The following is a 26292-nucleotide window of genomic DNA, read 5'->3' on the forward strand; positions in this document are numbered from 1 at the left end:
AATGTATCTCTTTTTAATACTAAAACTAACTAACCTAACCGCTTACAGTGAATACTTAAATGTAACTCCGTAAGTTCTTTGATCACCAAGAACTCCAGCATATTGACCTGAGTTACCACCTGCAGGCAATAATTGTTCGTAGTAATCTTTGTTTAGAAGGTTTCTGCCCCAAATCTGGATAGATAAGCCTTGCGAAGCACGGAAACCTAAACGAGCATTAAAGATGGCATAACCTTGTACTACTAAATATTTTGAAGCCGAAGGGCTTGAAGAAAATTCAGAACGAGCGTATCCATCAGCAGCAAAGAAGATTTTTCCAGCATTGCCAAAGAATCTGGCTTTGTCAGAAAGCTCACCTCCAAGAGAACCAGCCCATCTCGAAGCTCCTGGCAATTCAGTTCCAGAAACATCTTTGAAGGCAACTGGTGCTCCAGTTTCTTCCAACGGAAGTGGTGCATTTGTAAACTTTACATATTTACCATCTGTATAAGTTGCAGCACCATTGATTGTTAAGTGTGAGTTGATTACAAAACTTGCATCCAATTCGGCACCTCTTACGCGTACTTTATCTGCATTAGCAAGATAGCCACGGTTTACACCCAATTCAGCAGCCTGAACGTTAGTTTGGAAATCTTTGATGTCAGTATTAAAGAACGTTAAGTTGAAGATTGAATTTTTAAATGGAGATGTTTTCACGCCAACTTCATAGTGGTATACTTTCTCAGGTTTTACCACTGCAAGTTCGGTCATCGGCTGGCCTGCTGAATTTGTTGGAAGTCCAGCTACGTTAACTCCAACAGGTTTGTAGCTTTTAGCAAAGGTACCATAAACATTAATTTTATCAGACGCTTTATAAGTAAGCGTTATGTTTCCAGAAAAGTCTGTGTTATCTGTATTTGAGTCAAATGCCTGATCTGAGTATACTGATTTTTTCAAAGCCAATAAGGCTGGGTCTGTAGTTTGAAGACCTCCATAAGTTTTACGAGAATAATGAGCGTCTTTTTTATCAAAGTTATATCTTAAACCTGGTAAAATATGGAAACGTTCTGTAACAGCCCAGTCAATTTGACCAAACACAGCAGCACTAGAAGCTCTAATTCTTGCATCAGTATGGATTCCGTAACCTTCAAAAAGACCTGGAGTTTTCCATAATGGACTTGTAGTGCTTTGAGAAAATCTCCATTGTGCATTTCCTGATTCTTCTGTACCATCTGTCTGCGATGTTTGATCGATAAAAAATACTCCACCGACACCGCTAATTTTTGATGTTAATTGTCCAGCATAACGAACCTCTTGTGTAATCTGAGTTTGTCTTGTTGGGTTTTGAGATTTAGCTAAAACTTGTAATCCTGTAAAATCTCTATCGTTTGACGGATCCCAATTCCAAAAACGCCAAGCCGTTGTAGAGGTAAGTGTCCCACCTCCAATTTTAGTGTCAATGTTTAACGAAACACCTCCTAAATCTTGTCCAGAACGCCAAGGAGTATCGTGATCGATCTTACGGTCAAAAGCATTTAAACTTGGCAATTGATAATTTAAATCTTTAATAATAGCATCAAACTGACGGTATGCAGCTCTCTGAGTAGGAGCAACACCAGCAACAACCTGTGCATATCCGTCAGGACGCTGTGTTGTAAGATCTCCTGCAAAAGTAACGTTTGTATTTTCTGTAGGAGTCCACAATAATTGTCCTCTAAAACCTTGATTGTTCAAAGTGTTTGTTGGTCTTCCTGTTACAATGTTATCAATTAAACCATCACGTTGTGTTCCTGAAAAAGATAAACGACCCGCAACTTTTTTTCCTAAGGCTCCTGTGATAGAAGCTTTAGCTTGTAAAAAAGCATAATTACCATAACTCAATTCAAAATCGGCACCAGTTGTAAAACTTGGCTTGCGAGATGTAATGTTGAAAGCTCCAGAAGTTGTGTTTTTTCCAAATAAAGAACCTTGTGGACCACGTAATACCTCGATTTGTTCTACATCGATAAAATCTAAAGTAGTCGCTGCTGGACGAGCATAGTAAACACCGTCTACATAGAAACCAACTCCAGGATCGATACCATCATTGGTAAGTCCGAATGGCGAACCTAAACTTCTAATGTTGATTCCAGTATTTCTTGGGTTAGAAGAATACAATTGCACAGAAGGAACCAATTCTTTAATACGGTTTACGTTAAACGCCCCTGCTGCTTCAGCTTGTTTTCCTGTAACAACAGAAACGGCAATTGGCACATCTTGTACTTTTTCTATTCTTCTTCGTGAAGAAACTACAACCTCAACAAGTTTATTTTCTTCACGTAAAGTGATTAATAATGGAGAAGCGGGTATAGCTGTAATTTCAAGTTCAGCAGTATTGTAGCCAATATATTGAACCAAAAGAGTAACAGGTAGTTTTCCTTGTGATTCTATCGAAAAGCGTCCTTCAGAATCTGTAATAGTGCTAAAAGTTGTTCCTTTAATTACCACATTGGCTGCTTCTAAAGGAATATTTTGATCTGTAGTTACAACCCCTTCAATTTTTTGTGCGAATGAGATTGAGAACGTTAAAACTGCAAGTATTGTAAGTATATTTTTTATAGATGTTTTCATTTTTATATTAAGTATATGTGATTAGTAGAATTTAAAATTAAATTTTTTTTACCAACACATACACATCATAGATGAAACAGTATTCACAGTTGTGAAATTATAATTATGTTTTTTTTGCAAAAGATTTTGTCCACCTGATTTACTAGAATGTACTTTCATGAGTTAAAATTTTGTAAATGATTAGTTAATTATTTTTGGCAAATATATATAATTAATTCTATCGATTTACTAGACTTTAGAAAATATTTTTTTATTTTTTTACCAATGAAGCGATTGTGATGCCTTCCATAGCCTTCAAAGTTTTGTCTCTAATTAGCATCAAACCGTGACGTAGACTGCATTCAGACTCGGTTTTACAATCAGAGCAAGGCTCATAAAAATTTAAAGAAGCGCATGGCAAAAGTGCAATTGCACCGTCAAATAATCGGTGAATTTCTGCCAAAGTGATGTCATTTTTGGATTTAATTAGATAATATCCGCCAAATTTTCCCTGCTTACTGCTCACAAAACGACCGCGTTTTAGATCTAATAAAATCTGCTCTAAAAACTTTTTAGGAATGTTAGCGCCATCAGCAATTTCCACAGTTCTGGAAATGTGATTTTCGTCTTGTTCTGCTAAATAAAGTAAGGCCTTAAGGGCGTATTTTGCTTTATGTGATAACATCTATTAATAAATTGTAAAATGTAAATGTATGATATTTTAAGATTGAAACCTAAACTTGAAACCTCAAACAAAGAAAATTAGAACCAGAATAAATTACCAGCCTCCGCTAGATCCGCCACCAGAGAAACCGCCACCGCCAAATCCGCCACCGAAGCCACCGCCTCCGCCGAAACCACCGCCAGATGATCCTCCGCCGAAACCTCCAAATCCGCCACCGCTACCACTTCTTCCAAGATTACTTAGAATAATAACATCGAGTAGGCTAGGGCCACCACCGCCATTGTTGCCAGAATTTCCTCCTCCTCCTCTTTTATTTCGAGAAAGTAAGATCAAAACAATTACAACAATTACTATAAAAGGCAGAATAGGGAAATCTTGTCCTTTTTTTGTTTGTTTGCGTTCGCCCTTATATTTTCCTTTAAAAACATCAAAAAGAGCATCTGTTCCTTTATCGAGGCCATTATAATAACTTCCTGCTTTAAATTCTGGAATAATAACATTCCTAATAATTTCTCCTCCAATTCCAGCCGTTAAACGGTCTTCTAATCCGTAACCAGGATTAATAGCAATTTTTCTTTCATTTTTGGCAAGTAGAATAATTACACCATTATCATCTTCTTTAGTTCCTCCAATTCCCCATTTTTGTCCCCAATTTGTAGCAAGAATATTAATGTTTTCGTTTTGAAGGCTTTCTATCGTAATAACAACAATTTGAGTGGTAGTGGAATCAGAATAACGAATTAACTTTTCCTCCAATTGAGTTTTTTCAGAAGGACTTAAAACATTCGCATAATCGTAAACTGAAGTTTGCTTGCTTGGAATTTCAGGAATTGTAAACTGAGCAAAAATAGTATTGCTGATAAAAAACGTGATAAACAAAAGAGTAATCTGAAAAATTCTATTGGAATTTGGGATTTTAATTTGGGAATTTTTCATTATTTATCCTTTTGAGATTTCGTTAGATAGTTCGTTTACATCATCTTCCTGAGAAGGAAAATATTTTTTGAGTTGTTCGCCAGCATTTAAGATGCCGTCAACAATTCCTTGTTTAAAATTGCCTGCTTTAAAATGATTCACCATAATGTCTTTGGTGCAATCCCAAAAGTCGTTGGCTACTACATCATTAATTCCTTTGTCTCCACAAATCACAAAGTTTTTGTCTTCAACTGCAAAATAGAGTAATACGCCATTTTTCAATTTAGTTTCATCCATGCGCAATTCACGAAAAACTTCTAAAGCCCTATCAAAATGGACTTTAGAAGTTGTTTTTTCTATATGTACTCTAATTTCGCCAGAAGTATTGTTTTCGGCCATGCGAATTGCTTCAACAATTTCACGCTCTTCTTCTTTGGTTAAAAAATCTTCTACTTTTGACATGGAAATTATTTTAGAGTTTAGATTGTAGATTTTAGATTGCAGATTAAATCTGAAATCGTTAATCAAAAATATTAAATCTTTAGAATTTTACTTCAACAGGTTTATCTGCTCCAGTAGAAGCTTCAAAGTATGGTTTTTCTTTAAGACCGTACATTCCAGCTAAAATATTTCTTGGAAAAGTATTAATATTATTGTTATAAGGCTTAACCGCTTCGTTAAAACGAGTTCTGGCTGTTAAGATTTGGTTTTCTGTGCTAGTCAATTCATCTTGTAGTTTCATAAAGCTTGCATCAGCTTTAAGATTTGGATATTGTTCAACACTTACCAATAATTTTGATAAAGAAGATGAAACTCCTGATTGTGCAGAGTTGAATGCTGCTAATTGTTCTGGTGTAACATTTGATGGATCAATAGTAATTCCTGTCGCTTTAGCACGAGCTTCGATTACTGCTGTCAGCGTAGTTTGTTCATGTTTAGCATATCCCTTCACGGTATTAACTAAATTAGGAATTAGATCGTTTCTTCTCTGATACGCAGTATTAACATTTCCCCAACTTTCTTTCACGTTTTGGTCAAGCGTTACTGCAGTATTATAAATGCCAGTTGCCCAGCTGTATAATCCAATGACGATTACTACTACAACTCCTAGAATTATTAATCCTTTCTTCATGTTTGTTTTGATTTAAGTTTATTTCTATTTTTAATTACAATTCGTTTTTTATGTCGTTCAGTTGCGTTTTTATCGACTCTAATTTACGTATTATTTCGAATTTATCTAACGTTTTCTTCTGTCCCTCTTTTAAGTGCGTTTTGGCGCCTTCAAGCGTAAATCCTCTTTCTTTTACCAAGTGATAAATCAATTGAAGATTGGTAATGTCGTCTGGAGTGAACATTCTATTTCCCTTTGCATTTTTTTTAGGTTTTAGAATGTCAAATTCGCTGTCCCAAAATCGTATCAAAGAAGCATTGACATTAAAAGCTTTGGCAACTTCGCCAATACTGTAATATCTCTTGTCTTTAGAAAGTTCAATATGCATGGTTCGTTTTTTTCTATTTTACTTCAAAAATAGTATTTTTTGTACTATTAATCTAATGATTGATTTTCTTGGTTTGCCATTTGCGAAATCGCCACATATTCTACAGCCGAAATATTTCCGTAATAGAAATTTAGCGGATTGACTACTTTACCGTCTTTATGCACTTCGTAATGACAATGCGGACCTTCAGATCTTCCTGTGCTTCCAACATATCCAATCACATCACCGCGTTTTACTCGTTGTCCAGGACGGCAGTTGTATTTGCTCAAATGCGCATATAAACTCTCATATCCAAAACCATGCCTGATCACTATGTGGTTTCCGTATCCAGAGGCAGTGTTGTCAGCTCTGTCGACGACTCCATCTCCTGTTGCATATATTGGAGCGCCTGTATTAGCGGTGAAATCCATTCCGTTATGCATTTTTCTCACTTTCGTGAAAGGGTCAATGCGATATCCGAAACCTGACGCGACACGTTTTAAATTTTCATTTCGAACTGGCTGAATGGCAGGAATTGCTAATAATAAATTTTCTTTAGCTCCAGCTAATTTTAAAATATCATCTAAAGATTTAGACTGAATGGCCAACTGCTTCGATAATTTGTCAACTCTTTTTGTTGCATTCAAAACCAATTGAGAATTGTTGTATCCTTCTAGCGCTTTGTATTTGTCAGAACTTCTAAAACCAGCTTTTCGAATCGAATCTGGAATTTCAGCTTTATTGAAATATACGCGATAAATATTATTGTCACGTTCTTCTAATGCATCTGCAGCTTCATCAATTTCATCCAGTTTTTTATTTAAAATAGAATACTGGAGTTTTAAATTTTCAATTTCACGTGCCTGTAAACGATCTTTTGGAGTTTCGAAATAAGGGGTGTTAATTAAAAGAACAAAAACTAAAAAACCAAACAGTGCCGATGCCAGTAAAAACAGTAGTGCGTAACCTATTTTTATTCTTTTTCTGGTTTTTATTTTTGTATAAGCCAGATTTTCTGGGTCGTAATAATATTTTACTTTCGCCATATTTTAAAATACGCTATTTTTGCACCTTGTAAAATGAGTTAGTCGAATAAAACTGCTAATTGTTGCAGTTATCCGACACTTTTTTACGAGGATTAATGATTAGATATTGGGGCTATTTTATCATTAGATAATGCGCAAAATAGGCAATTTATTGTTTAAAATATAAGTTTTTTAATTTCATTATAAAAAACTTAACGTATCATCAAATGAATAAATTAGCTAATCATCTAGTTATCAAATTGACACATTAAATTGACACATTTTTCTAATTTAAATATGAAATCACAAGACGTACGTAAACAATTTTTAGATTTTTTTGAGAGTAAAGGGCATACTATTGTTCCTTCAGCTCCTATTGTTCTTAAAGACGACCCAACCCTAATGTTCAATAACTCGGGGATGGCCCAGTTTAAAGAATTTTTCTTAGGAAACGGAACTCCAAAAAGTCCAAGAATAGCCGATACGCAAAAATGTCTTCGTGTTTCAGGAAAGCATAATGATCTTGAAGAAGTAGGTATTGACACGTACCACCACACTATGTTTGAAATGTTAGGAAACTGGTCTTTTGGTGATTACTTTAAAAAAGAAGCGATCAACTGGGCTTGGGAACTATTGACAGAAGTGTACAAAATTCCAAAAGAGAATCTTTATGTTTCTGTTTTTGAAGGAAGTAAAGAAGATAACGTTCCTTTTGACCAAGAAGCTTGGGATATCTGGAAAACATTAATCGACGAGGACAGAATTATTCTTGGAAATAAAAAAGATAATTTCTGGGAAATGGGAGATCAAGGACCATGCGGACCTTGTTCTGAAATTCACGTTGATTTGCGTTCTGAAGAAGAAAAAGCTTTAAAACCAGGTAAAGAAGAAGTAAATAATGATCACCCGCAAGTTGTTGAAATCTGGAATAATGTATTCATGGAATTCAACCGTAAAGCTGATGGTTCTCTTGAAAAACTTCCAGCACAACACGTAGATACTGGAATGGGATTTGAGCGTTTGTGTATGGCTTTACAAGGAAAAACATCAAACTATGATACTGATGTTTTCATGCCTTTAATTAGAGAAATAGAAACCATTACTGGAGCAAAATATACAACTAATGATGTAACAGGCATTAGTGAAGAACAAAATAAAATGAATATTGCTATTCGTGTAGTGGCAGATCACGTTCGTGCGGTAGCTTTTGCTATTGCTGACGGTCAGTTGCCATCTAATACGGGTGCAGGATATGTAATTCGTAGAATTTTACGTCGTGCAATTCGATACGGATTTACTTTCTTAGGAACAAAAGAGCCGTTTATTTTCAAATTGGTTGAGACTTTAAGCGAGCAAATGGGAGATTCTTTCCCAGAAATCAGAACGCAGAAAGCACTTTGTTCGAATGTAATTCGCGAGGAAGAAAATTCATTCTTAAAAACTTTAGATCAAGGATTAGTTCTTTTAGATGCTGTAATTTCAAATAACAATACAGATACTGTTGATGGTAAAAAAGCATTTGAATTGTATGATACTTACGGATTCCCGATTGATTTAACAGCTTTGATTCTTTCTGAAAGAGGATTGAAATTAGACGAAGAAGGATTCCAAGAACAATTACAATTACAAAAAGAAAGATCTCGTGCAGCGTCTAAAGTAACTGCTGGTGACTGGAATGTGCTTGTAGAAGATGATATTCAGGAATTTGTTGGATATGACAGATTATCACAACAAGTAAAAATTACTAAATATCGTAGAGTTGAAAGCGCGAAAGATGGAGAAATTTTCCAATTGGTTTTCAATGCAACGCCATTTTATGGAGAAAGCGGAGGACAAACGGGAGATAAAGGATATTTAGAAGCTCAAAACGGAGATATCGTTTATATTATTGACACTAAAAAAGAGAATAATCAAACGATTCATTTAGCAAAATCGTTACCAGAAAACCTTACGGGAACTTTTAACGCGGTTGTTGATGCAAACCAAAGAGCTAAAACTTCGTCTAACCACTCGGCTACGCACTTGTTGCACCAAGCTTTACGTAAGATTTTAGGAACTCACATTGAGCAAAAAGGTTCGATGGTAAGAAATGCTTCATTGCGTTTTGACTTTTCTCATTTCTCTAAAGTTTCTGATGAAGAATTGGTAGAAGTAGAAAACTTCGTAAATGCAAGGATTCGTGAGAGTTTGCCTTTAGTTGAAAAAAGAGCAATTCCGAAAGAGCAGGCTCTTGAAGATGGAGCAATTGCACTATTTGGAGAGAAATACGGAGACTTGGTTCGTACTATTAAATTTGGAGATTCTGTTGAATTATGTGGAGGAACGCACGTTGCAAATACATCTGATATCTGGCATTTTAAAATTGTTTCAGAAGGAGCTGTTGCAGCTGGAATCAGAAGGATTGAAGCAATTACAAGTGAAGCAGCAAAAGAATATTTTGAATCTCAAGCTGTTTCTTTAGCTGAAATTAAAGAGGCGCTTAAAAACGCTCAAGATCCTGTGAAGTCAATCTTAGCATTACAAGATGAAAATGCTCAGTTGAAAAAACAATTGGAAGCTTTATTAAAAGATAAGGCTAAAAATATGAAAGCTGATTTAGCTAAAGAATTGCAAGAAATCAATGGCGTTCAGTTTTTAGCAAAACAAGTAGACTTAAATCCAGAAGGAGCTAAAGACTTGGCTTACGAATTGGGTGGTTCTTATAACAACTTATTTGTAGTTTTCGCTACAGCTCACGAAGGAAAACCAATGTTGACTTGCTATATTTCTAAAGAAATTGTAGCAGAGAAAAACCTAAACGCAGGACAAGTTGTTCGCGAATTAGGGAAATACATCCAAGGTGGTGGTGGAGGACAGCCTTTCTTCGCAACTGCAGGAGGTAAAAATGTTGACGGAATTGCGGAGGCACTTTCAAAAGCTGGAGATTTCTTAAAGTAATTTTTTTTAATCTCGCAAAGACGCAGAGTCGCAAAGTTTATTTTTTAAGCTTTGCGATTTTTTTTTAAGTTAATTTAATCTTTAAGATTTTTTTTTAAGTTGAAGGTGTTTTTAATCTCGCAAAGACGCAGAGTTGCAAAGTTTATTTTTTTAAGCTTTGCGACTTTTTTTTAAGTCAATTTAATCAGTTAAGATTTTTTTGTTAAGTTGATGGTGTTTTAATCTCGCAAAGTCGCAGAGACGCAAAGTTTTTAAATTTTATTTTTGTAGGTTTATACTTTAATTTTGTAAGAATGAATGAGAATGAAATTTCAGCTGTTGTGGTTGATGTTTGTTATAAAATACATGTCAAATTAGGACCAGGATTATTGGAATCAGTTTATGAAGCAATTTTATATCATGAATTAATTAAAAGAGGATTAAGTGTTGAAAGACAAAAAACGTTGCCTGTTATATGGGATCAAATAAATCTGGATATTGGATTTAGAGCAGATTTAATTGTTGAAAATAAAGTAATTCTAGAGATTAAATCTATCGAACAATTAACTGATGTACACGCAAAACAGGTTCTCACATATCTAAAAATCACAAAAATGAAGTTAGGTTTACTAATTAACTTTAACGTTCCAATTATCAAATTTGGGATAAAAAGAGTTGTTTCAAATCTTTAATGAAACACTTAAAAACTAAAAAAAAGCAAAGTCGCAAAGCTTAAAAAAAACTTTGCGACTCTGCGTCTTTGCGAGATTCTTTACCCGCTCCTACTTACGCTCACCAATTTGCTGGCGCCACATAGCGTAATAAAGACCTTTTTCCACAATTAAATCATCATGTTTGCCTTGCTCAATGATTTTACCTTGTTCCAAAACAAAAATTCTATCAGCATGCATAACAGTTGATAAACGATGCGCAATTAAAACTGTAATTCTGTTTTTGTCTGATATATTTCTAATAGTTGCATTAATTTCTTCTTCGGTAATCGAGTCTAAAGCAGAAGTTGCTTCATCAAAAATCAATAAATTCGGATTTCTAAGAATAGCTCTTGCAATAGATAGACGTTGTTTTTCGCCACCTGAAACTTTGATTCCACCTTCGCCGATTGTGGTGTTTAAACCATCTTCTGCGCGTTTAAGAAGTTTGTCACAGCTTGCTCGTTTTAAAGCGTCATAAAGTTCTTCGTCTGTTGCATTGGGTTTAACGAATAATAAGTTCTCTCGAATTGTTCCAGAGAATAATTGCGCATCTTGTGTTACAAAACCGAGCTGTTTTCTTAGATCTAATAAATCAATTTCGGTTGAATCAATGTCATTATACAAAACTTGTCCTTCTTCTGGCGTATACAAACCGACTAATAATTTTACTAAAGTCGTTTTTCCAGACCCAGAAGGACCGACAAAAGCAACAGTCTGACCTTGTTTGATTTCGAAATTGATATTTTCAACCGCTTTAAACTTGGCAGTTTTATGTTGGAAGCTAACATTTTCGAAAAGCAATTTCTGAATGGCACCAATATGTTTTGGCGTTTTCGGGCGGAATTCTTTTGGAGCATTCAACAAATGTTTGAAATTCTCCATAGAAACTTTCGTCTCATTCAGAGCAATAATAAAGTTTCCTAACTCCTGTAAAGGACCAAAAATAAAGAACGTAAAGAATACCATTGTCAATAAATCTCCAACGATAATTTTTCCGCCAAATAAGAAGTAATACAAAGCAAAAACAACGCAGGTTCTTAAGAAATGAACGGTTGTTCCTTGAATAAAACTCAAACTTCTAATGAATCTGATTTTCTGTAATTCTAATTGTAGAATCTTAAACGTATTTAAATTTAAACGTTTTTCTTCCTGATAAGTCAAACCGAGACTTTTTACCAATTCTATATTTCGTAAACTTTCAGTTGTAGATCCTGCCAATGCATTGGTTTGATTCACGATTTTTCGAGAAACAATTTTGATCTTTTTTCCTAAATACAAACTCACCAAAGCAATAATTGGTGCCGTAATTAAGAATATAATCGAAATTCTAAAATCGATTCTGGCCACATAAACAATTACGAATATAAAACCGATAATAGTTTGAAAGATTAACGAAATAGAAAGCGTAATCAATTTTTCTGAGTCGATTCTAACTTTAGTCAATTTGCTTAAAGTTTCACCGCTTCGCTGGTCTTCAAATTCGGCATAAGGAAGATCAAGAGACTTTTTGATTCCGTCAGTATACATTTGAGCGCCCGTTCTCTGAATGACAACATTGGTAAAATAATCTTGGAAGTTTTTGGTAATTCTAGAAATCATCGCTGCACCAAGCGAAAGCCCAAGCCAGAAAGACAATGATTTAATAAATCCGATTTCGTTTCCTTTATATTTTGCCAGACCAACTCCGCAATCCTGCATAAGTTTTCCTGTAATTACAGAGTCTGACAAACTGAAACAAATGTTGATCGTAGCCATTATCAAAGCAAAAAATAAGAGCATTTTGTGTCTGATAATGTAAGTATATAATAATTTCATAAGTGATTTAAAAAAATGGAAGAAGCAAAAGTAAGGAATTGTTTTAGTTTGTGAAGTTCATTTTTGTTATTAAAAATGTAAATTTTTTACAGATGAAATCGCCGATGGAGTTTTTAAAATTTTACGTTTTTCTATTTTTTAATTGAAAAGTAAAACAACTTATAAAAGGGGGATTGTTTTCTAAAATCTATGTTTCTTAAAAAATTTCATTATTAAGTTTAATTTTTATGTTGTTTGTTGTTAGTGTTTTAAGAATTGTCTTAATTGGAAAATATGCTTAGATGTGGAATCACGTAAGGTTTTGCTTTTGGGTTATACTACGTTTGCACCAATAACAAATTTAACCGAATGAAAATGAAAAAATTATTATGCCTTTTTGGTGCTTTAGCACTAGTTTTAACGTCTTGTTCAAGTGATGATTCATCAGAATCTGCAGACGCTGTATTATTACCAAAAAAAATTACTGAAACAGAAGTGATTGAAGGAAAATCAGGAAGTATTACTTATACTTTTTCGTATGATGGAAACAAATTAAAAGAAATTTCTCTTTCAGACGCTTCTAGATCTGTGTACACTTACACGGGAGATCTTATCACTAAAGTTGAATTATACTATTCAGGTATTTTACAGTCTACAGATGTTTATACTTATGAGGGTGGGAAATTAGTTTCTAAAATTACTACTGACGAATCTAATAAAAGTGTTCAAAGCAAATGGACTCTTGTTTATAATGCAAACGGAACAGTTAACGTTAACGAATCTGAAATCATCAATAAACAAGAAATTAAGTATGACACTACTACACTTTATACTTTTGCAAACGGAAATATAATTTCTTCAGAATTTATTGATGGAGCAAAAGAAAAAATAACAAGTACTTTTGACGATAAAAAAAGTCCTTATGTTAATATTACAGGAGCTAAGCTTTTATTAGATTTAGATCGTTATTTTGACTTTTATTCAGCGAATAATACAGTAAAAAATGTTACAGTAACTTATGATTCTAAAGGTGCAGTTACTAAAACAGCAACTGTAGAAACTACTAATAAATACAATTCAAGCAATTACGTTACTGAAGCATTTGATGGCGATGCTAAAAATTCATATAAATTAGAAATTGCATACTAATTTAGTTTTTAAATAAAAAAATCCCCCAATTAGCAAATGAGTTAATTGGGGATTTTTTTTGAGCATAAATAAGGATTTAACTGTATTTTTGAATAAAAAAGCCATGCAATTCAGAACCCAAATACCCATTTCAAAAAGTAATAATCCAATCAATTACGATTCGAAAATACTTTCTATAGGTTCTTGTTTTGCAGAAAATATGGCGGAGAAGTTTGATTATTTTAAATTTCAGAACGAAACCAATCCGTTTGGGATCATTTTTAATCCAGTTTCAATTGAGAAATTATTTAGCAGAATTTCAAAGCAAGAATTGTTTGAAGAAAAAGACGTTTTCTTTCATAATGAGTGCTGGCATAGTTTTGAAGTGCATTCAGATTTAAGCAATTCAGATCGTCAGGAATTATTAGAAACTCTCAATAAAGCCGTAACAGAAACACACAAACAGCTAAAAGAAGCCACTCATATTATCATCACTTTAGGAACTTCATGGATTTATAGAAACCTTGAAAAAGACGAAATTGTAGCCAATTGCCATAAGGTGCCTCAAAAACAATTTTTAAAAGAATTATTATCGGTCGAAATAATTCAAAAAAGCATTAAAAACACAATTGAAGCTATTCAAGCTTTGAATCCTAATATAAATTTCATTTTCACTATTTCCCCAGTTCGTCACATCAAAGACGGTTTTGTAGAAAATCAATTAAGCAAATCACATTTGTTTACAGCATTGCATCAAGTTTTAAAAATTCATAATTCAAAACTCATAACTCATAACTATTTTCCTTCTTACGAAATCATGATGGACGAACTTCGCGATTATCGTTTTTATAATGAAGACATGTTGCATCCGAATCAGATTGCGATAGATTATATCTGGAAGCTTTTCAGTGAAAATTATGTTTCGGAAGAAAGCGCTTCCGTGATGAAAGAAGTAGATGAAATACAAAAAAGTCTGCGTCATAGAAGTTTCAATCCAGAATCAGAACAACATCAAAAATTCTTGGCTAATCTTCAAATGAAAATGAAAAACGTTGAGAAAAAATGGCCTCATATTGTGTTTTAGTGCGTGAAATAATGTTTTTTCTGAGTTTTATTTGAAAAATAATCAAAACAAAAATTAAGCAAATTATTATGTTTTGATCATAAAATTATGTTTATTTGTAATAAATATCTTTAAATATGATGAGAAAAATTACTGCCTTATTTTGCATTTCGCTATTGATTTTTACATCTTGTTCAAGCGAAGACAACAGTTCTCAGAATGCTGAGACAAGTAGAGTGCCAAAACAACAAATTATTTCTAGCCTTGATAACCCTGTGACTATTGATTTCGTTTTTGATGGAAATAAAATTGTCAGTAGTACTCATTCTGGTAATTATGTTGTAAAATATACTTATACAGGAGATTTAATTACAAAGACGGAGAGTTCAGATTTGATAAAGGAATATATTTATACTAATGGAAAACTGGCAACTTATTTGCGAAAACTTCCAGGACGGGACTATTATGATAAGTATTCTTATACGTATGAATCTAATGATGTCGTTTCATTTGTTGTGACTAGAATCACTATTTCAACTGGAGCAGAAGAAGTTATTTCTGCAAAGAATATCTATACGTTAAAGGACGGAAATATCATAAAATATGAGACTAAATCATCTGTAACAACATATAAGTATGATAATAAAAATAGTCCAATGAGAAATGTTTTAGGGTTTAATAAAATCTTTGAGGAGCAACCGCAAGTTAGTTCATCGGTTAATAATGTAACAAGTTATACTGTGACTTTAGCAGACAATTCTAGTTATACCAATGAGATAACATATTCTTATGACGGAGATAATTTTCCTACCGTAATTAATTACAAAGCATTATCCTCTATATGTACATATTCTTATTAGAAATAAATCTAATCTTTAGGGAAAATCTTAAAGCCAAATAATTTTATTGTTTGGCTTTTTTATTGGCCTTCACAAATCATTTAGCAATAAAATTTTAGAATAATTCCTCATAATTATGTAAATTGTTAAGGTTTAAATTTTACATTTTTGTAAGATGTGCAACCCTGCTTTTTTCAGAAGCAATTTTAATCTAATCCGATTTTATTGACGTATGAATAAGAAACCTGTTTATTTTCTTAAAAAAACACTTCGCATCCTAATGTGGTGCGTGGTTTCTATAGTTGCACTTTTATTACTTCTAATAATCTTAATTCAGGTTCCGTCGGTTCAAAATTTCGTTAAAGACAAAGCGATTACTTATCTTGAAGGTAAGATCAAAACCAAAGTTTCCTTAGATTATATTTCGATCAAATTTCCCAAAGATGTAGTTCTGGAAGGTTTCTATTTTGAAGATCAAAAAAAAGATACTTTACTGGCTGGTAAACGATTAGAGGTTGATGTTGATCTTTTTAAATTGGTAAGCAGCGAACTCGAAATTAATTCTATTTCATTAGAAAATGTAAAAGCCAATATTTCCAGAAACAAAGAAGGTGTTTTCAATTTTGATTACATTATTAAGGCATTCGAATCAAAAGAACCAAAAGTAGAAGATCCTGATGCAAAACCGTTTAAAATATCTGTTGTAAAAGTAAATCTCGATCAGGTTAAATTTAATTTTAAAGATGATTTTTCGAAGAATGATATCAAAGTAAACCTAACACATTTTGACACCAAATTCAAAAAGTTCGATCTCGATAAAATGGATTTTAATATTCCAACCATCAATCTAAATGGTTTAAAAGTAGTTTTAGATCAAGATGTTGTCGAGAAAATTGCTGAAGTTTCAGTTAAAACGGTTGATACAGTTTCGAAACGACCAGATTTTAAATTGGCTTTAGAAAAAATAAGCTTGTCTAAAATTGATATTCTATACGATAACAAAGATTCAAAACTCAATTCAGGCATTCGTTTAGGGAATTTAAATTTGGCGGTAAATGAAATCGACTTGAATAAACAGCTTTTAGATTTTAATACTTTCGAAGTAAAAAATCTTAGCGGGAATCTACGATTAGGAGCAAAAGACAAACAAATTGAAACTCCCAATTTAGATACAACAGCCATAAAACAAACAGGTTGGAAAGTAAAGCTCAATAAGACCAATTTGGAAAATATTGCTTTCAAATTTGATGATATGCAGTCTAAACCTAAAACAAAAGGAATTGATTATGTGCATTTGGATCTGAATAAATTCAATTTTGAAGCCGAGAAATTATATTATGGAAATGATACGATTTCAGGAAAAATAAAAACACTTACCGTAAACGAAAAAAGCGGCTTAGAGATTCAGTCTTTCAAAACTGATTTCTTTTATGGACCTAAAAATGCTTCGCTGGAAAATTTATATCTAAAAACACCGCAGACTCTTGTTCAGGATAAAATTAAAGCACAATATAAATCGCTTGAATCACTTCAGAAAGATTTGGGAAATCTTGCACTTGATGCCAATTTAAAACAATCTAAAATTGGTTTCAAAGATATTTTATTGTTTGTTCCAGATCTACAGAATACAAATCCGTTTAAAAGTAATCCGAATGCCATTTTGTATGTAGACAGCCGTGTAAGCGGAAAAGTCAAAGATTTGAATATTTCGAAGTTTGAAATGAGTGGAATTGGTTCTACAAAAGTTTCTCTTTCGGGGAAAATTGCCGGATTGCCAGATGCGCAAAAAGCCTATTATGATCTAGATATTAAAAAAGCTTCCACGACTTCAAAAGACATCAACATGTTTGTGCCAGCAGGAACAATTCCGAAGAATATTCAGCTGCCATCTCAGTTAAGTTTGCAAGGAAAATTTAAAGGCTCTGCTCAGAATTTTAAAACCAATATGACTTTAGCCAGCAGTTTTGGAAATGCAAAAGTTGATGCCTTATTTGATCAGCGCATTAAAAAAAGAGAAAAATACGATGCGCAGGTTTATCTGTTGGATTTTGATTTGGGACGTTTAATTAAAAACGATTCCATCGGAAAAATTACGCTTAAAGCGAAAGTTAAAGGAACTGGTTTAGATCCAAAAACCGCAAATGCAGCGATTGATGGTTTGGTACAGAAAGCGGTTTTTAATCGATATACGTATAAAGATTTGGCTTTAAAAGGAAATATCGAAAATGGTTCTTTTGCCGTGAAATCTGGAATGCAGGATCCAAATTTAAATTTCGATTTAATAGCTTCTGGAGATGCAAAAGATAAATATCCGACCGTAAAACTAAAGTTGAATCTGGATATTGCCGATTTAGAAAAACTAAATCTTCATGCTGGCCCAATGAAACTTCGCGGAAATGTCGATGCGGATATCACAAACAGTAATCCTGATTTTTTAAATGGAAAAGTCTTTCTTTCGAACATTCAAATTTTGCAAGATGCAGAACCGATTGTTTTAGATTCAATTCATGTTTTGGCTTTTGCCGATAAAGACAGTAATTCGATTAAAATTTCGTCTCAGTTTTTAAAAGCCGAAGTGACCGGAAAATACAAATTGACGACCTTGGAAAACTCACTTCAAAAATCATTATCCAAATATATTGATCTTAAAAATCCAAAAGTCAATGCAGAATCAGACGAGCAAAGATTGGCTTTTATGCTGAAAGTCGATAATGATCCTGTGCTTTTTAAATTGCTGCCAAAATTAACTGGATTAGAACCTTTTACCATAAAAGGGAATTATAATAATCAGACTGATTCCTTGACGGTAAAAGGAACGATTCCGAGAATTGTTTATGGTGGAAATACCATTTCTGACGGAAAAATCAATATTGAAGCCAAAGAAAATGCGCTGGAATATTTGGTTTCTGTGGCAACAATTGAAAGCGGTTCTTTAAAAATTCCGTTTACAAGTTTATCTGGCAATGTGCAGAACAATATTCTGACTTATGCGCTTGAAGTTCAAGATGCAAAACAGAAACAGCAATATTTTATTGCAGGCGAATTTAAAGCTGAAGATTCTAAGAATGTTTTAAAACTGAATCCAGATAGCTTTATTTTAAATTATGATCAATGGAATGTCGATCCTGAAAATGCAATTGAGCTTGGAGAAAAACGACTTTACGTTAATAAATTCAATTTAAGTAATAACGGAAACGAATTAAAAATTCAGTCACAAGGAACGCAAGATAATGCGCCTTTGCAAGTAGATTTTGTCAACTTCAAAATCGAAACCATTATGAACATGGTTAAAAAAGACGAATTATTGATGCAAGGTTTGATAAACGGAAATGCGTTGGTTGAAAACGTGATGACAAATCCGACTTTTACATCCGACTTAAAAATTGATGATTTTACTTTTAAAGGCTCAAAAGTTGGCGATTTAGAAATAAAAGTAGATAACAAAACAGCCAATACGCTTGCTGCAAATGTTGCCTTGAGCGATGAAGGAAATGACTTAAAGTTAACAGGAGATTATTTGATGGATACTGGAAACTTTGATTTTGATGTGGTGATTAATAAACTTTATATCAAAAGCATTCAAGGTTTCAGTATGGGAAATATTAGTGAAGGACAAGGCTTTCTTTCAGGAAATTTTAAGCTGACAGGAAATGCTTCGGCTCCAAAAGTTAATGGAGAATTGATTTTTAATGATGCTGGTTTTAGAGTGACACAATTGAATTCGTATTTTAAAACGAAAAACGAAAAAATCACTTTTAATGATGGAACCATTTCGTTTGATAAATTTTCTCTTTTTGACGAAAATGACAACGAACTGTTTGTAAATGGAACCATTCAATCTCCAGATTTTGTAAAATATAATTTCAATTTGTTGGTTGAAGCTGATGATTTTAGAGCTATTCATTCAAAAGCCAAAGACAACGATTTATTCTACGGGGATTTATTCTTAGATACAAAACTCAATATAAAAGGAAATTTGGATAGTCCAGTTGTTGATGGAACTATTAAAATTAATAAAGAAACCGATTTTACTGTTGTAATGCCACAGTCAGATCCTTCAATTGCAGATCGCGAAGGAATTGTAGAATTTGTTGACGAAGATAATCTGTACTTGAAGCAAACGGTTGATATGCAGAACAAACTGAATCAATCAGAATTGAAAGGAATGGATGTTAATGTGGCCATTTCGATCAATAAAGAAGCAGAATTGACTTTGCTGATTGACAAATCTAATGGCGATTATTTGAATTTGAAGGGAGAAGCAGAATTGGTCGGCGGAATCGATCAATCGGGAAAAACAACTTTGACGGGGAAATATGAGTTTTCGGATGGCGCTTATGAAATGAACTTTAACGGAATCAAAAGAAAATTTGATATTCAGAAAGGAAGTTTCATCACTTGGAACGGCGAACCAACAATGGCAACTTTAAATATTACAGCTATTTACAAAGTAAATACTGCTCCAATTGATTTGTTAGGAAGTCAGTTACAGAATAAAACACCGGCAGAACAGAATACCTACAAACAAAAACTTCCGTTTCAGACTTTACTGAAAATGAATGGAGAGCTGATGAAACCAGAAATTTCATTTGGAATTGTACTTCCTGAAGGAAATTATAATGTTGCTTCAGATGTGGTAGATATGACACGGGCAAAACTGAAACAATTAGAGCAAGATCCAGCAGAATTAAACAAACAAGTTTTTGCCCTTTTATTATTGAACCGATTTGTGGGCGAAAATCCGTTTGCGAGTGAAAGTGGCGGTATAAATGCAGAATCTTTTGCGAGACAAAGTGTGAGTAAAATACTTTCGCAACAATTAAATAATCTGGCGGGAGATCTTATTGAAGGATTTGAAGTTAATTTCGATTTAGAATCGACAGAAGATTATACAACAGGAACGATGCAGAACAGAACAGATCTTAATGTTGAAGTTTCTAAAAAACTGCTTGATGATCGATTGAAAATTACCGTTGGAAGCAGTTTTGGTGTTGAAGGACAAGAACGTGCCAATGAAGAAAGCACCAATATTGCTGGAGACGTTGCGTTAGATTATCAATTAACAAAAGACGGTCGTTATATGGTTCGTGCCTATCGTAAGAACCAATATCAGGTTGCGGTAGAAGGTCAGGTAATCGAGACAGGAGTTGCTTTTGTGATTACGATGAGCTATAACAAATTCAGAGAACTTTTTCATCGTACGGAAGCAGAAAAAGAATTAATAAAAGAAGAAAAAATTCGCAAGGAAAAAGAAAAACAAAAAAAGAAAGAAGATAAAGAAAAAGGAAAACTGCAAGAGAACGAAGACGAAAAAACAATTGAAGGAAATGAGCAAAAGACTTAATCATAGAAATATATATTTAAAGTATATCGCGCTGCTTTCCTTGTTTTTTGTTTTAGGATGCAGTAATACAAAATACCTTCCCGATGGAGAGTTGCTTTATACTGGCGGTTCTGTTACCATCAAAGATTCGATTATGAAAAAGAAAGATCGAAAAGCTTTGGAAACAGAATTAGAAGGTTTATTGCGTCCAAAACCAAACAAACAAATCTTCGGACTTCGTCCTAAATTATTGATATATAATCTTGCAGGCCAACCCAAAAAAGATAAAGGAACAAGATATTGGCTCCGTAATAAAGTTGGAGAACCGCCAGTACTTTTCAGTAAAGTTGATTTGGATTATAATGCTTCAGTTTTGCGAAATTTTACAGAAAATAGAGGATATTTTAAAACCCGCGTAAGTGCCGATTCAACTGTTCGAAATAAAAGGGTAACTGCAGAATATATTGTGACGCCAAGAAAACAGTACATTATAAAAAGCGTTACATTTCCTGACGACTCTTTAAAAATGTCAAAAATTATTGCTAGAAGTCATAAAAGGAGTCTGCTTAAAGTGGGAAAACCATATGATTTGGATGTCATAAAAGCAGAAAGAGAAAGAATCGATGCGCGATTAAAAGAAAAAGGCTATTTCTATTTTAATCCAGATTATATTTTGGCTCAAGTTGATAGTAGTAAAGGCGATCATGAAGTGCGAATCAGATTGGTTATAAAAGATGATACGCCTGTAAAAGCCTTGACTTCTTATAAAATTGATAAAATCTTTGTGTATCCTAATTATTCTCTAACGAATGATAGTGCGGTTTACAGAAAAAAAAATATCACGCAATATAAAGATCTCACTATAATTGACACGACAGAAACTTTTAAACCAAGAATTTACGATCGAACAATTTATTTTAAGAAAGGGGATGTGTATAATCGAAAAGATCATAACTTAACTTTAAACCGATTTGTAAATCTGGGAACTTTCAGTTTTGTAAAGAATGAATTTAAACCGTCAGATTCCATTCCGAATACTTTAGATTCTTATTACTATTTGACTCTTTTACCTAAGAAGTTTATTCGTGTAGAAGTGATTGGAAAAACCAATTCTGCAAGTTATACAGGTACAGAATTAAATCTAAACTGGAATAACCGAAACTTTCTTAAAGGAGCTGAATTGTTTACGGCTTCTGTTTTCGGAGGAGCCGATTTTCAGTTGGGTGGCGTAAACAGAGGGAAAAATATTTATAAACTTGGAGGTGAAGTTAGTTTAACTTGGCCAAGATTTATAACGCCTTTTCATATTGAAGGGAACAGCGAATATGTGCCAAGAACCAAAGCGACCTTACGTTACGAGTATCAAAAAAGAACGCAATTGTATGCTTTGAATTCTTTTAATACTTCTTTTGGTTATATGTGGAAAGAAAACATTCGTAAAGAACATCAATTGAATGTTATTGACGTGACTTATGTGAGCCCAAACCATGTAACACCAGAATATATGGCAGATATTGATGAAGATCCAGCATTGGGAAAAGTAATTGAAAAACAGTTGGTTTTTGGACCTACCTACAATTACACCTATACCAATACCATGCAGAAACGTAAAAAGAATACAATCTATTTTAATGGTGAATTGGATTTGGCTGGAAATCTAACAGGGGCGATTACTGGAGCCAATATTAAGAAAAACGATACGATAAAAATCTTTGATGTTCCGTTTAGCCAATATGTGAAAATCAGATCAGATTTCAGGCATTATTTAAAATTGGGAAAAGAAAGTGAGTTAGCCAGCAGATTGATTGTAGGCGCTGGATTTGCCTACGGAAATTCGAGAACACTTCCAGCATCTAAGCAGTTTGTTGTAGGAGGAACCAATAGTATTCGAGCTTTTAGAGCACGAACTTTAGGGCCAGGAAGTTATGTTATTCCGCAAAATACAAGTGATAATTATACACCCGATCAATCAGCCGATTTAAAACTGGAATTCAATACCGAATACCGAGCAAAACTTTTTAGTATTGTAAGAGGGGCTGTGTTCCTAGACGCTGGTAATATTTGGCTTTTACATGCCGATCCGAACAAACCTGGTGCTGAGATTTCAAAAGATTTTATGAAAGAGATTGCCGTTGGAGCAGGTGCAGGTTTACGTTTTGATTTATCGTTTTTGATTTTAAGAACCGATTTAGCCATTCCGCTTCGAAATCCTGCTTTGCCAGACGGACAAAGATGGGTAATTGACGATATTAATTTCGGAAGCAGTTCATGGAGAAAAGATAACCTGATTTTGAATATCGCTATTGGATATCCATTCTAAAGTTTTTTGCCAGGGTCGATTAGCCACGACTCGAGCGATAGCGAACAGGCGAAGCAATTCACGAATTTTCGCTAATCTATTCGGATACTTATAGTTGAATTTCACAAATTAAAATTAGTGAAATTGAAAAATTAATAGGCAAAGAGATTAGCGGAAATTCGTGAATTCGTGGCAGAAAAAGAAATAATTTCGTGGCAAAAAAACTAAAAAAAGGAGTAAATTGGTCTAAAATATTTTAGAGGAATGCAAAACTTGATCAAAAGAATTATAGGTATTGGAGTTGTTGTTTTAATAATTGTTCTGGGGTTTAAATATTGCCAGTTCAAAAAAGAAGACGATTCTGATATTCAGTATAATACCAATTTAATTCAGCAGCAGATTCTTAACGTTGGGAAATTGGTTGTTACCGAAGGGCATTTCTCAGAAGTCATCACCTATAAAAATCAGCAAAAGTATTTAATGGACATGATTTCTTTTGAGAAAAAAGCACTCATTGTGGTCAATGCTAATGTAACGGTTGCTTATGATCTGCATCAAATGAAATATGATATTGATGAAAAAAACAAGACCATTACAATTTTAAATATTCCAAAAGAAGAAATTACCATAAATCCAGATATTCAGTTTTATGATGTAGAACAAAGCAAACTGAATCCGTTTACGGGAGATGATTACAATAAAATCAATAAATCGGTAAAGGCTAACTTAGCTAAGAAAATCGAAAATTCTACCCTTAAAACCAATGCCCAAAATAGATTGATAAGTGAATTGTCTAAGATTTTAATCATGACCAATTCGATGGGATGGAAACTGCAGTATAACGGAAAAACTATTGAATCTGAAACAGAGTTAACTCAGGATTTGAAATTGTAGGTTCAAAGGTTTGGAGCGACAAAGTTTCAGAGGTTTTTGCCATAGATTAAAGGATTAAAATGATTTTTTGAATTGCCTCCTGCTTTAGTTGGAGGGAAAATAAAGCCTAAATCAAAAGGCTTTAGCCAAATCTCATATTTTGGCTAAAGCCCTTTTTGCTTATATTATAAATACCTCCAGCTAAAGCAGGAGGCAATTGAAAGGAAACTTCGCGACTCTGCGTCTTTGCGAGATTAAAAAATGCAAAAGGCAAAGGAACTTTGAACCTTTGCAACTATGTGCCTTTGAGCCTTAAAAATTAAACTGTTTCTTTATCAAAAATCAAATCCAATCCGCCAGAAATTAAATGTGCTACTTCAGGGCGTTTCACTTTCAGTTGATCTAGATAAACCAAAACTTCCTGTAAAAGCTGTTTTTCATCAGAATCTTTCAAAAGTTCTGCAATTTCAACAGCCAATAACCAGTCGTTTGAATGGTTATTTTTTAGCTTTTCAAAAACAGATTTTAGTTCTGTTTTAGCGTTTTTATTTATTCTAATATCTCTAACGGTTGCGTATAAATGTTCTAATTCATCACGCTTTTCCGTATGTTTTGCTTTGATTGTTTTTGTTGAAGGAACAATATTGATCAAGTCAAAACTATTTACATCGGCTGGGCCAGAGAAAGCAGAAATCACTTTTTTGCCAATTGCCATATCGTAATTGCCCCATTCTGGCTGAAACAAAATAGTTTCTCCATGAGTTACGGTGCAATTTCGAAAACTGATTAAAATAATTTCTCCGTGAAGATTTCTAGAACCCGTAATAATTTCTCCTTCAACAATAATATTTCCTTCGAATTCTAGTTTTATTTTTTCTCCTTCAATGATATTATAAGCCTGTAAATCCTTCGGACTCATATCTTCAATGGCGAGATTAAAACCTTTCAATTTTCCAATCGGACTTCCAAATCCGTGCGGATGCGTTAAAGTTCCGTGTCCTACTAATTCTTTTTCGCGGTAAGCCAAAGCCGTTTTTCCTGTAGTCTGAATGTAGACAGGTTTTCCTTCTTCTTCAATGACATTCGTGAAAATTCCAGAAATCTGCAAACCTGTGCTCAATTCAATAGTTCCTAAAGCATTTGATTGAATCAGTTTTTTAATTCCAGAAAGACCTCCTGTACGAAGTGCCATTTTATGAGCAAATTCTTCTAGAACTAAACTTAAATAAGAAAAATTTGGAGTTACATATAATTGTGGCTGCAACTGTGTAATATCAAAATTCTGATTTGCTGCCGAAATATCATAAGGGATTTTCTTTACATTATCGGTCATACAGTGGGCACTTTCGCCAATTGAAGAAAGTAATCCAGCACCATATATTTTTGGATTTTCAACTGTTCCGATCAAGCCATATTCAACAGTCCACCAATGTAGATTTCTAATTTGAGCCATTTCAGACAATTCTCCCATATCATTCTGCAAATCGGCAACCGCTTTTTCAGCTTCATCGATTTTTTCTTGCGGAGTATCTTCTGCTTCTTTTAAAATAGAAAGCAAGCGAATCGCTTCATACATCTGATAATCTTTATGAGAAGAAATCGCTTTACAGCCAATTTCACCAAAACGTCTCAAATATTCAGCATATTCAGGATTTGCAATAATAGGAGCGTGGCCGGCACCTTCGTGAATAATATCTGGAGCAGGAGTATATTCAATATGTTCTAATTGTCTAATATCTGATGCAATAACCAAAACATTATAAGCTTGAAACTCCATAAAAGCATTTGGCGGAATAAATCCGTCAACGGCAACCGCTGCCCAGCCAATTTCGCTAAGAATACGGTTCATGCCATACATGCTTGGAATCGAATCGATTTCGATGCCAGTTTTACGTAAACCTTCTAGATAAGAATCGTGTGCTACTTTAGAAAGATAATCTACATTTTTACGCATAACATATCGCCAAACCGCCTGATTGATAGGAGTGTAATCGCTATAATCTTGAGGTTTAATGAATTGCTGTAAATGTTTAGGCAATCGCTCTAATAACGGATTGGTTTCAATGTTTGGATTCATTTCGAAAACGTTGTAGATTAAAATGTAAAATTACGAATTTATAGCTCGATTTTTTATCATCCATCACAAAATTTTTATTCGAAATTGACTTTTATTGCATTTTTGTAGATTTTTACAAAGCTGAAATAAATGGAATTTTAGCAGTCATTATTTTCATAATTCACTTTCTCCATTGTTTTTTCGAAGTTTTCAAGTTCTTTTTTAGTCATCGAAGCTTCTTTCAGATCCACTTTTAATTGTTTTTTAGCATCAGGACTAATCCATAGACCAGTGAAAGAATCTCCTAATTTTTGTAAAATCAAAACACCACTAAATCCTTGCTCAACTAACACAAATTCATTTTCTTTTTTTCTGTTTTGAGTAACATTAAGCTGAATCCAATTTTTCGATTTATTCTGACGATACATCGAAGTATACATTAAATCGGCTGTGCAAGGGTTTTCTTCTATTTTAATATAAACCGTTATCGGCGTTTTTCCGTCAACGGTTCCTTTATATAAATTTGAAGCTGAAGTCTGTGATTGTGCTGATAATTGATTTAAAAATGAGAAACAGATTGTAACAAAGAAAATTACTTTTTTCATAAATAAAAGAAT

The 26292-nt window shown here is 33.6% G+C and carries 18 protein-coding genes; 8 read left to right on the plus strand and 10 right to left on the minus strand.

Annotated elements, in window-relative coordinates:
* Positions 1-42: 42 nt before the first annotated feature.
* From PQ463_RS22500 to PQ463_RS22530, 7 genes are all read right to left on the minus strand, one after another.
* Positions 43-2589, minus strand: coding sequence for a TonB-dependent receptor (locus tag PQ463_RS22500; protein WP_274255578.1), 2547 nt, complete (start codon positions 2587-2589; stop codon positions 43-45).
* Positions 2590-2839: 250 nt separating this feature from the next.
* A complete protein-coding gene (locus PQ463_RS22505) occupies positions 2840-3253 on the minus strand; it encodes an RrF2 family transcriptional regulator (protein ID WP_012023964.1) in 414 nt (137 codons plus the stop codon).
* A 93-nt stretch (positions 3254-3346) separates the two neighbouring features.
* Positions 3347-4189, minus strand: coding sequence for a TPM domain-containing protein (locus PQ463_RS22510; RefSeq protein WP_274255579.1), 843 nt, complete (start codon positions 4187-4189; stop codon positions 3347-3349).
* A 3-nt stretch (positions 4190-4192) separates the two neighbouring features.
* Entirely contained in the window at positions 4193-4630 is a 438-nt protein-coding gene (locus PQ463_RS22515; RefSeq protein WP_274255580.1) for a TPM domain-containing protein, read from the minus strand.
* Positions 4631-4709: 79 nt separating this feature from the next.
* Positions 4710-5300: a LemA family protein gene (locus PQ463_RS22520; RefSeq protein ID WP_274255581.1), complete on the minus strand. Its 591-nt coding sequence runs from the start codon at positions 5298-5300 to the stop codon at positions 4710-4712.
* A 34-nt stretch (positions 5301-5334) separates the two neighbouring features.
* Positions 5335-5667, minus strand: a complete 333-nt coding sequence (locus PQ463_RS22525) for a MerR family transcriptional regulator (RefSeq protein ID WP_111364203.1) — start codon at positions 5665-5667, stop codon at positions 5335-5337.
* A gap of 47 nt (positions 5668-5714) precedes the next feature.
* The gene (locus PQ463_RS22530; RefSeq protein ID WP_274255582.1) at positions 5715-6692 is read right to left on the minus strand and encodes a M23 family metallopeptidase; all 978 of its coding nucleotides are present in this window, start codon (positions 6690-6692) and stop codon (positions 5715-5717) included.
* 276 nt (positions 6693-6968) lie between these two features.
* On the opposite strand from PQ463_RS22530, the gene alaS reads away from it, so the two are divergent.
* Together alaS and PQ463_RS22540 are read left to right on the plus strand one after the other, a co-directional pair.
* Complete coding sequence (gene alaS, locus PQ463_RS22535; RefSeq protein ID WP_274255583.1) at positions 6969-9608, plus strand: alanine--tRNA ligase; 2640 nt, start codon at positions 6969-6971, stop codon at positions 9606-9608.
* 293 nt (positions 9609-9901) lie between these two features.
* A complete protein-coding gene (locus PQ463_RS22540; protein ID WP_274255584.1) occupies positions 9902-10279 on the plus strand; it encodes a GxxExxY protein in 378 nt (125 codons plus the stop codon).
* A 90-nt stretch (positions 10280-10369) separates the two neighbouring features.
* On the opposite strand, the gene PQ463_RS22545 is transcribed toward PQ463_RS22540, so the two are convergent.
* Positions 10370-12115: an ABC transporter ATP-binding protein gene (locus PQ463_RS22545; protein ID WP_274255585.1), complete on the minus strand. Its 1746-nt coding sequence runs from the start codon at positions 12113-12115 to the stop codon at positions 10370-10372.
* Positions 12116-12469: 354 nt separating this feature from the next.
* Between PQ463_RS22545 and PQ463_RS22550 the strand changes: the two genes are divergently transcribed.
* The 6 genes from PQ463_RS22550 (at position 12470) to PQ463_RS22575 (ending at position 23640) form a co-directional block, all read left to right on the plus strand.
* Positions 12470-13243, plus strand: coding sequence for a hypothetical protein (locus PQ463_RS22550; RefSeq protein ID WP_274255586.1), 774 nt, complete (start codon positions 12470-12472; stop codon positions 13241-13243).
* Between the two features lie 103 nt (positions 13244-13346).
* Positions 13347-14306 carry a GSCFA domain-containing protein gene (locus PQ463_RS22555; RefSeq protein ID WP_274255587.1) on the plus strand — a complete coding sequence of 320 codons (960 nt, stop codon included), beginning with the start codon at positions 13347-13349 and terminating at the stop codon, positions 14304-14306.
* Between the two features lie 116 nt (positions 14307-14422).
* The gene (locus tag PQ463_RS22560) at positions 14423-15145 is read left to right on the plus strand and encodes a hypothetical protein (RefSeq protein ID WP_274255588.1); all 723 of its coding nucleotides are present in this window, start codon (positions 14423-14425) and stop codon (positions 15143-15145) included.
* A 211-nt stretch (positions 15146-15356) separates the two neighbouring features.
* Positions 15357-20468: a translocation/assembly module TamB domain-containing protein gene (locus tag PQ463_RS22565; protein WP_274255589.1), complete on the plus strand. Its 5112-nt coding sequence runs from the start codon at positions 15357-15359 to the stop codon at positions 20466-20468.
* On the plus strand, positions 20452-22767 hold the full coding sequence (gene tamL, locus PQ463_RS22570; protein WP_274255590.1) for a translocation and assembly module lipoprotein TamL: 2316 nt from the start codon (positions 20452-20454) through the stop codon (positions 22765-22767). The genes PQ463_RS22565 and tamL overlap by 17 nt, the downstream gene beginning before the upstream one ends.
* Positions 22768-23010: 243 nt before the next feature.
* Positions 23011-23640: a DUF4230 domain-containing protein gene (locus tag PQ463_RS22575; protein ID WP_274255591.1), complete on the plus strand. Its 630-nt coding sequence runs from the start codon at positions 23011-23013 to the stop codon at positions 23638-23640.
* Between the two features lie 298 nt (positions 23641-23938).
* Here the strand turns inward: PQ463_RS22575 and PQ463_RS22580 are convergent, their stop codons facing one another.
* Positions 23939-25696 carry an aromatic amino acid hydroxylase gene (locus PQ463_RS22580; RefSeq protein ID WP_274255593.1) on the minus strand — a complete coding sequence of 586 codons (1758 nt, stop codon included), beginning with the start codon at positions 25694-25696 and terminating at the stop codon, positions 23939-23941.
* Between the two features lie 137 nt (positions 25697-25833).
* Entirely contained in the window at positions 25834-26280 is a 447-nt protein-coding gene (locus PQ463_RS22585; RefSeq protein WP_274255594.1) for a hypothetical protein, read from the minus strand.
* Positions 26281-26292: the final 12 nt, after the last annotated feature.

It is taken from the genome of Flavobacterium sp. KACC 22763 (genome assembly GCF_028736155.1).
In the GTDB taxonomy this organism is placed as follows: Bacteria; Bacteroidota; Bacteroidia; order Flavobacteriales; family Flavobacteriaceae; genus Flavobacterium.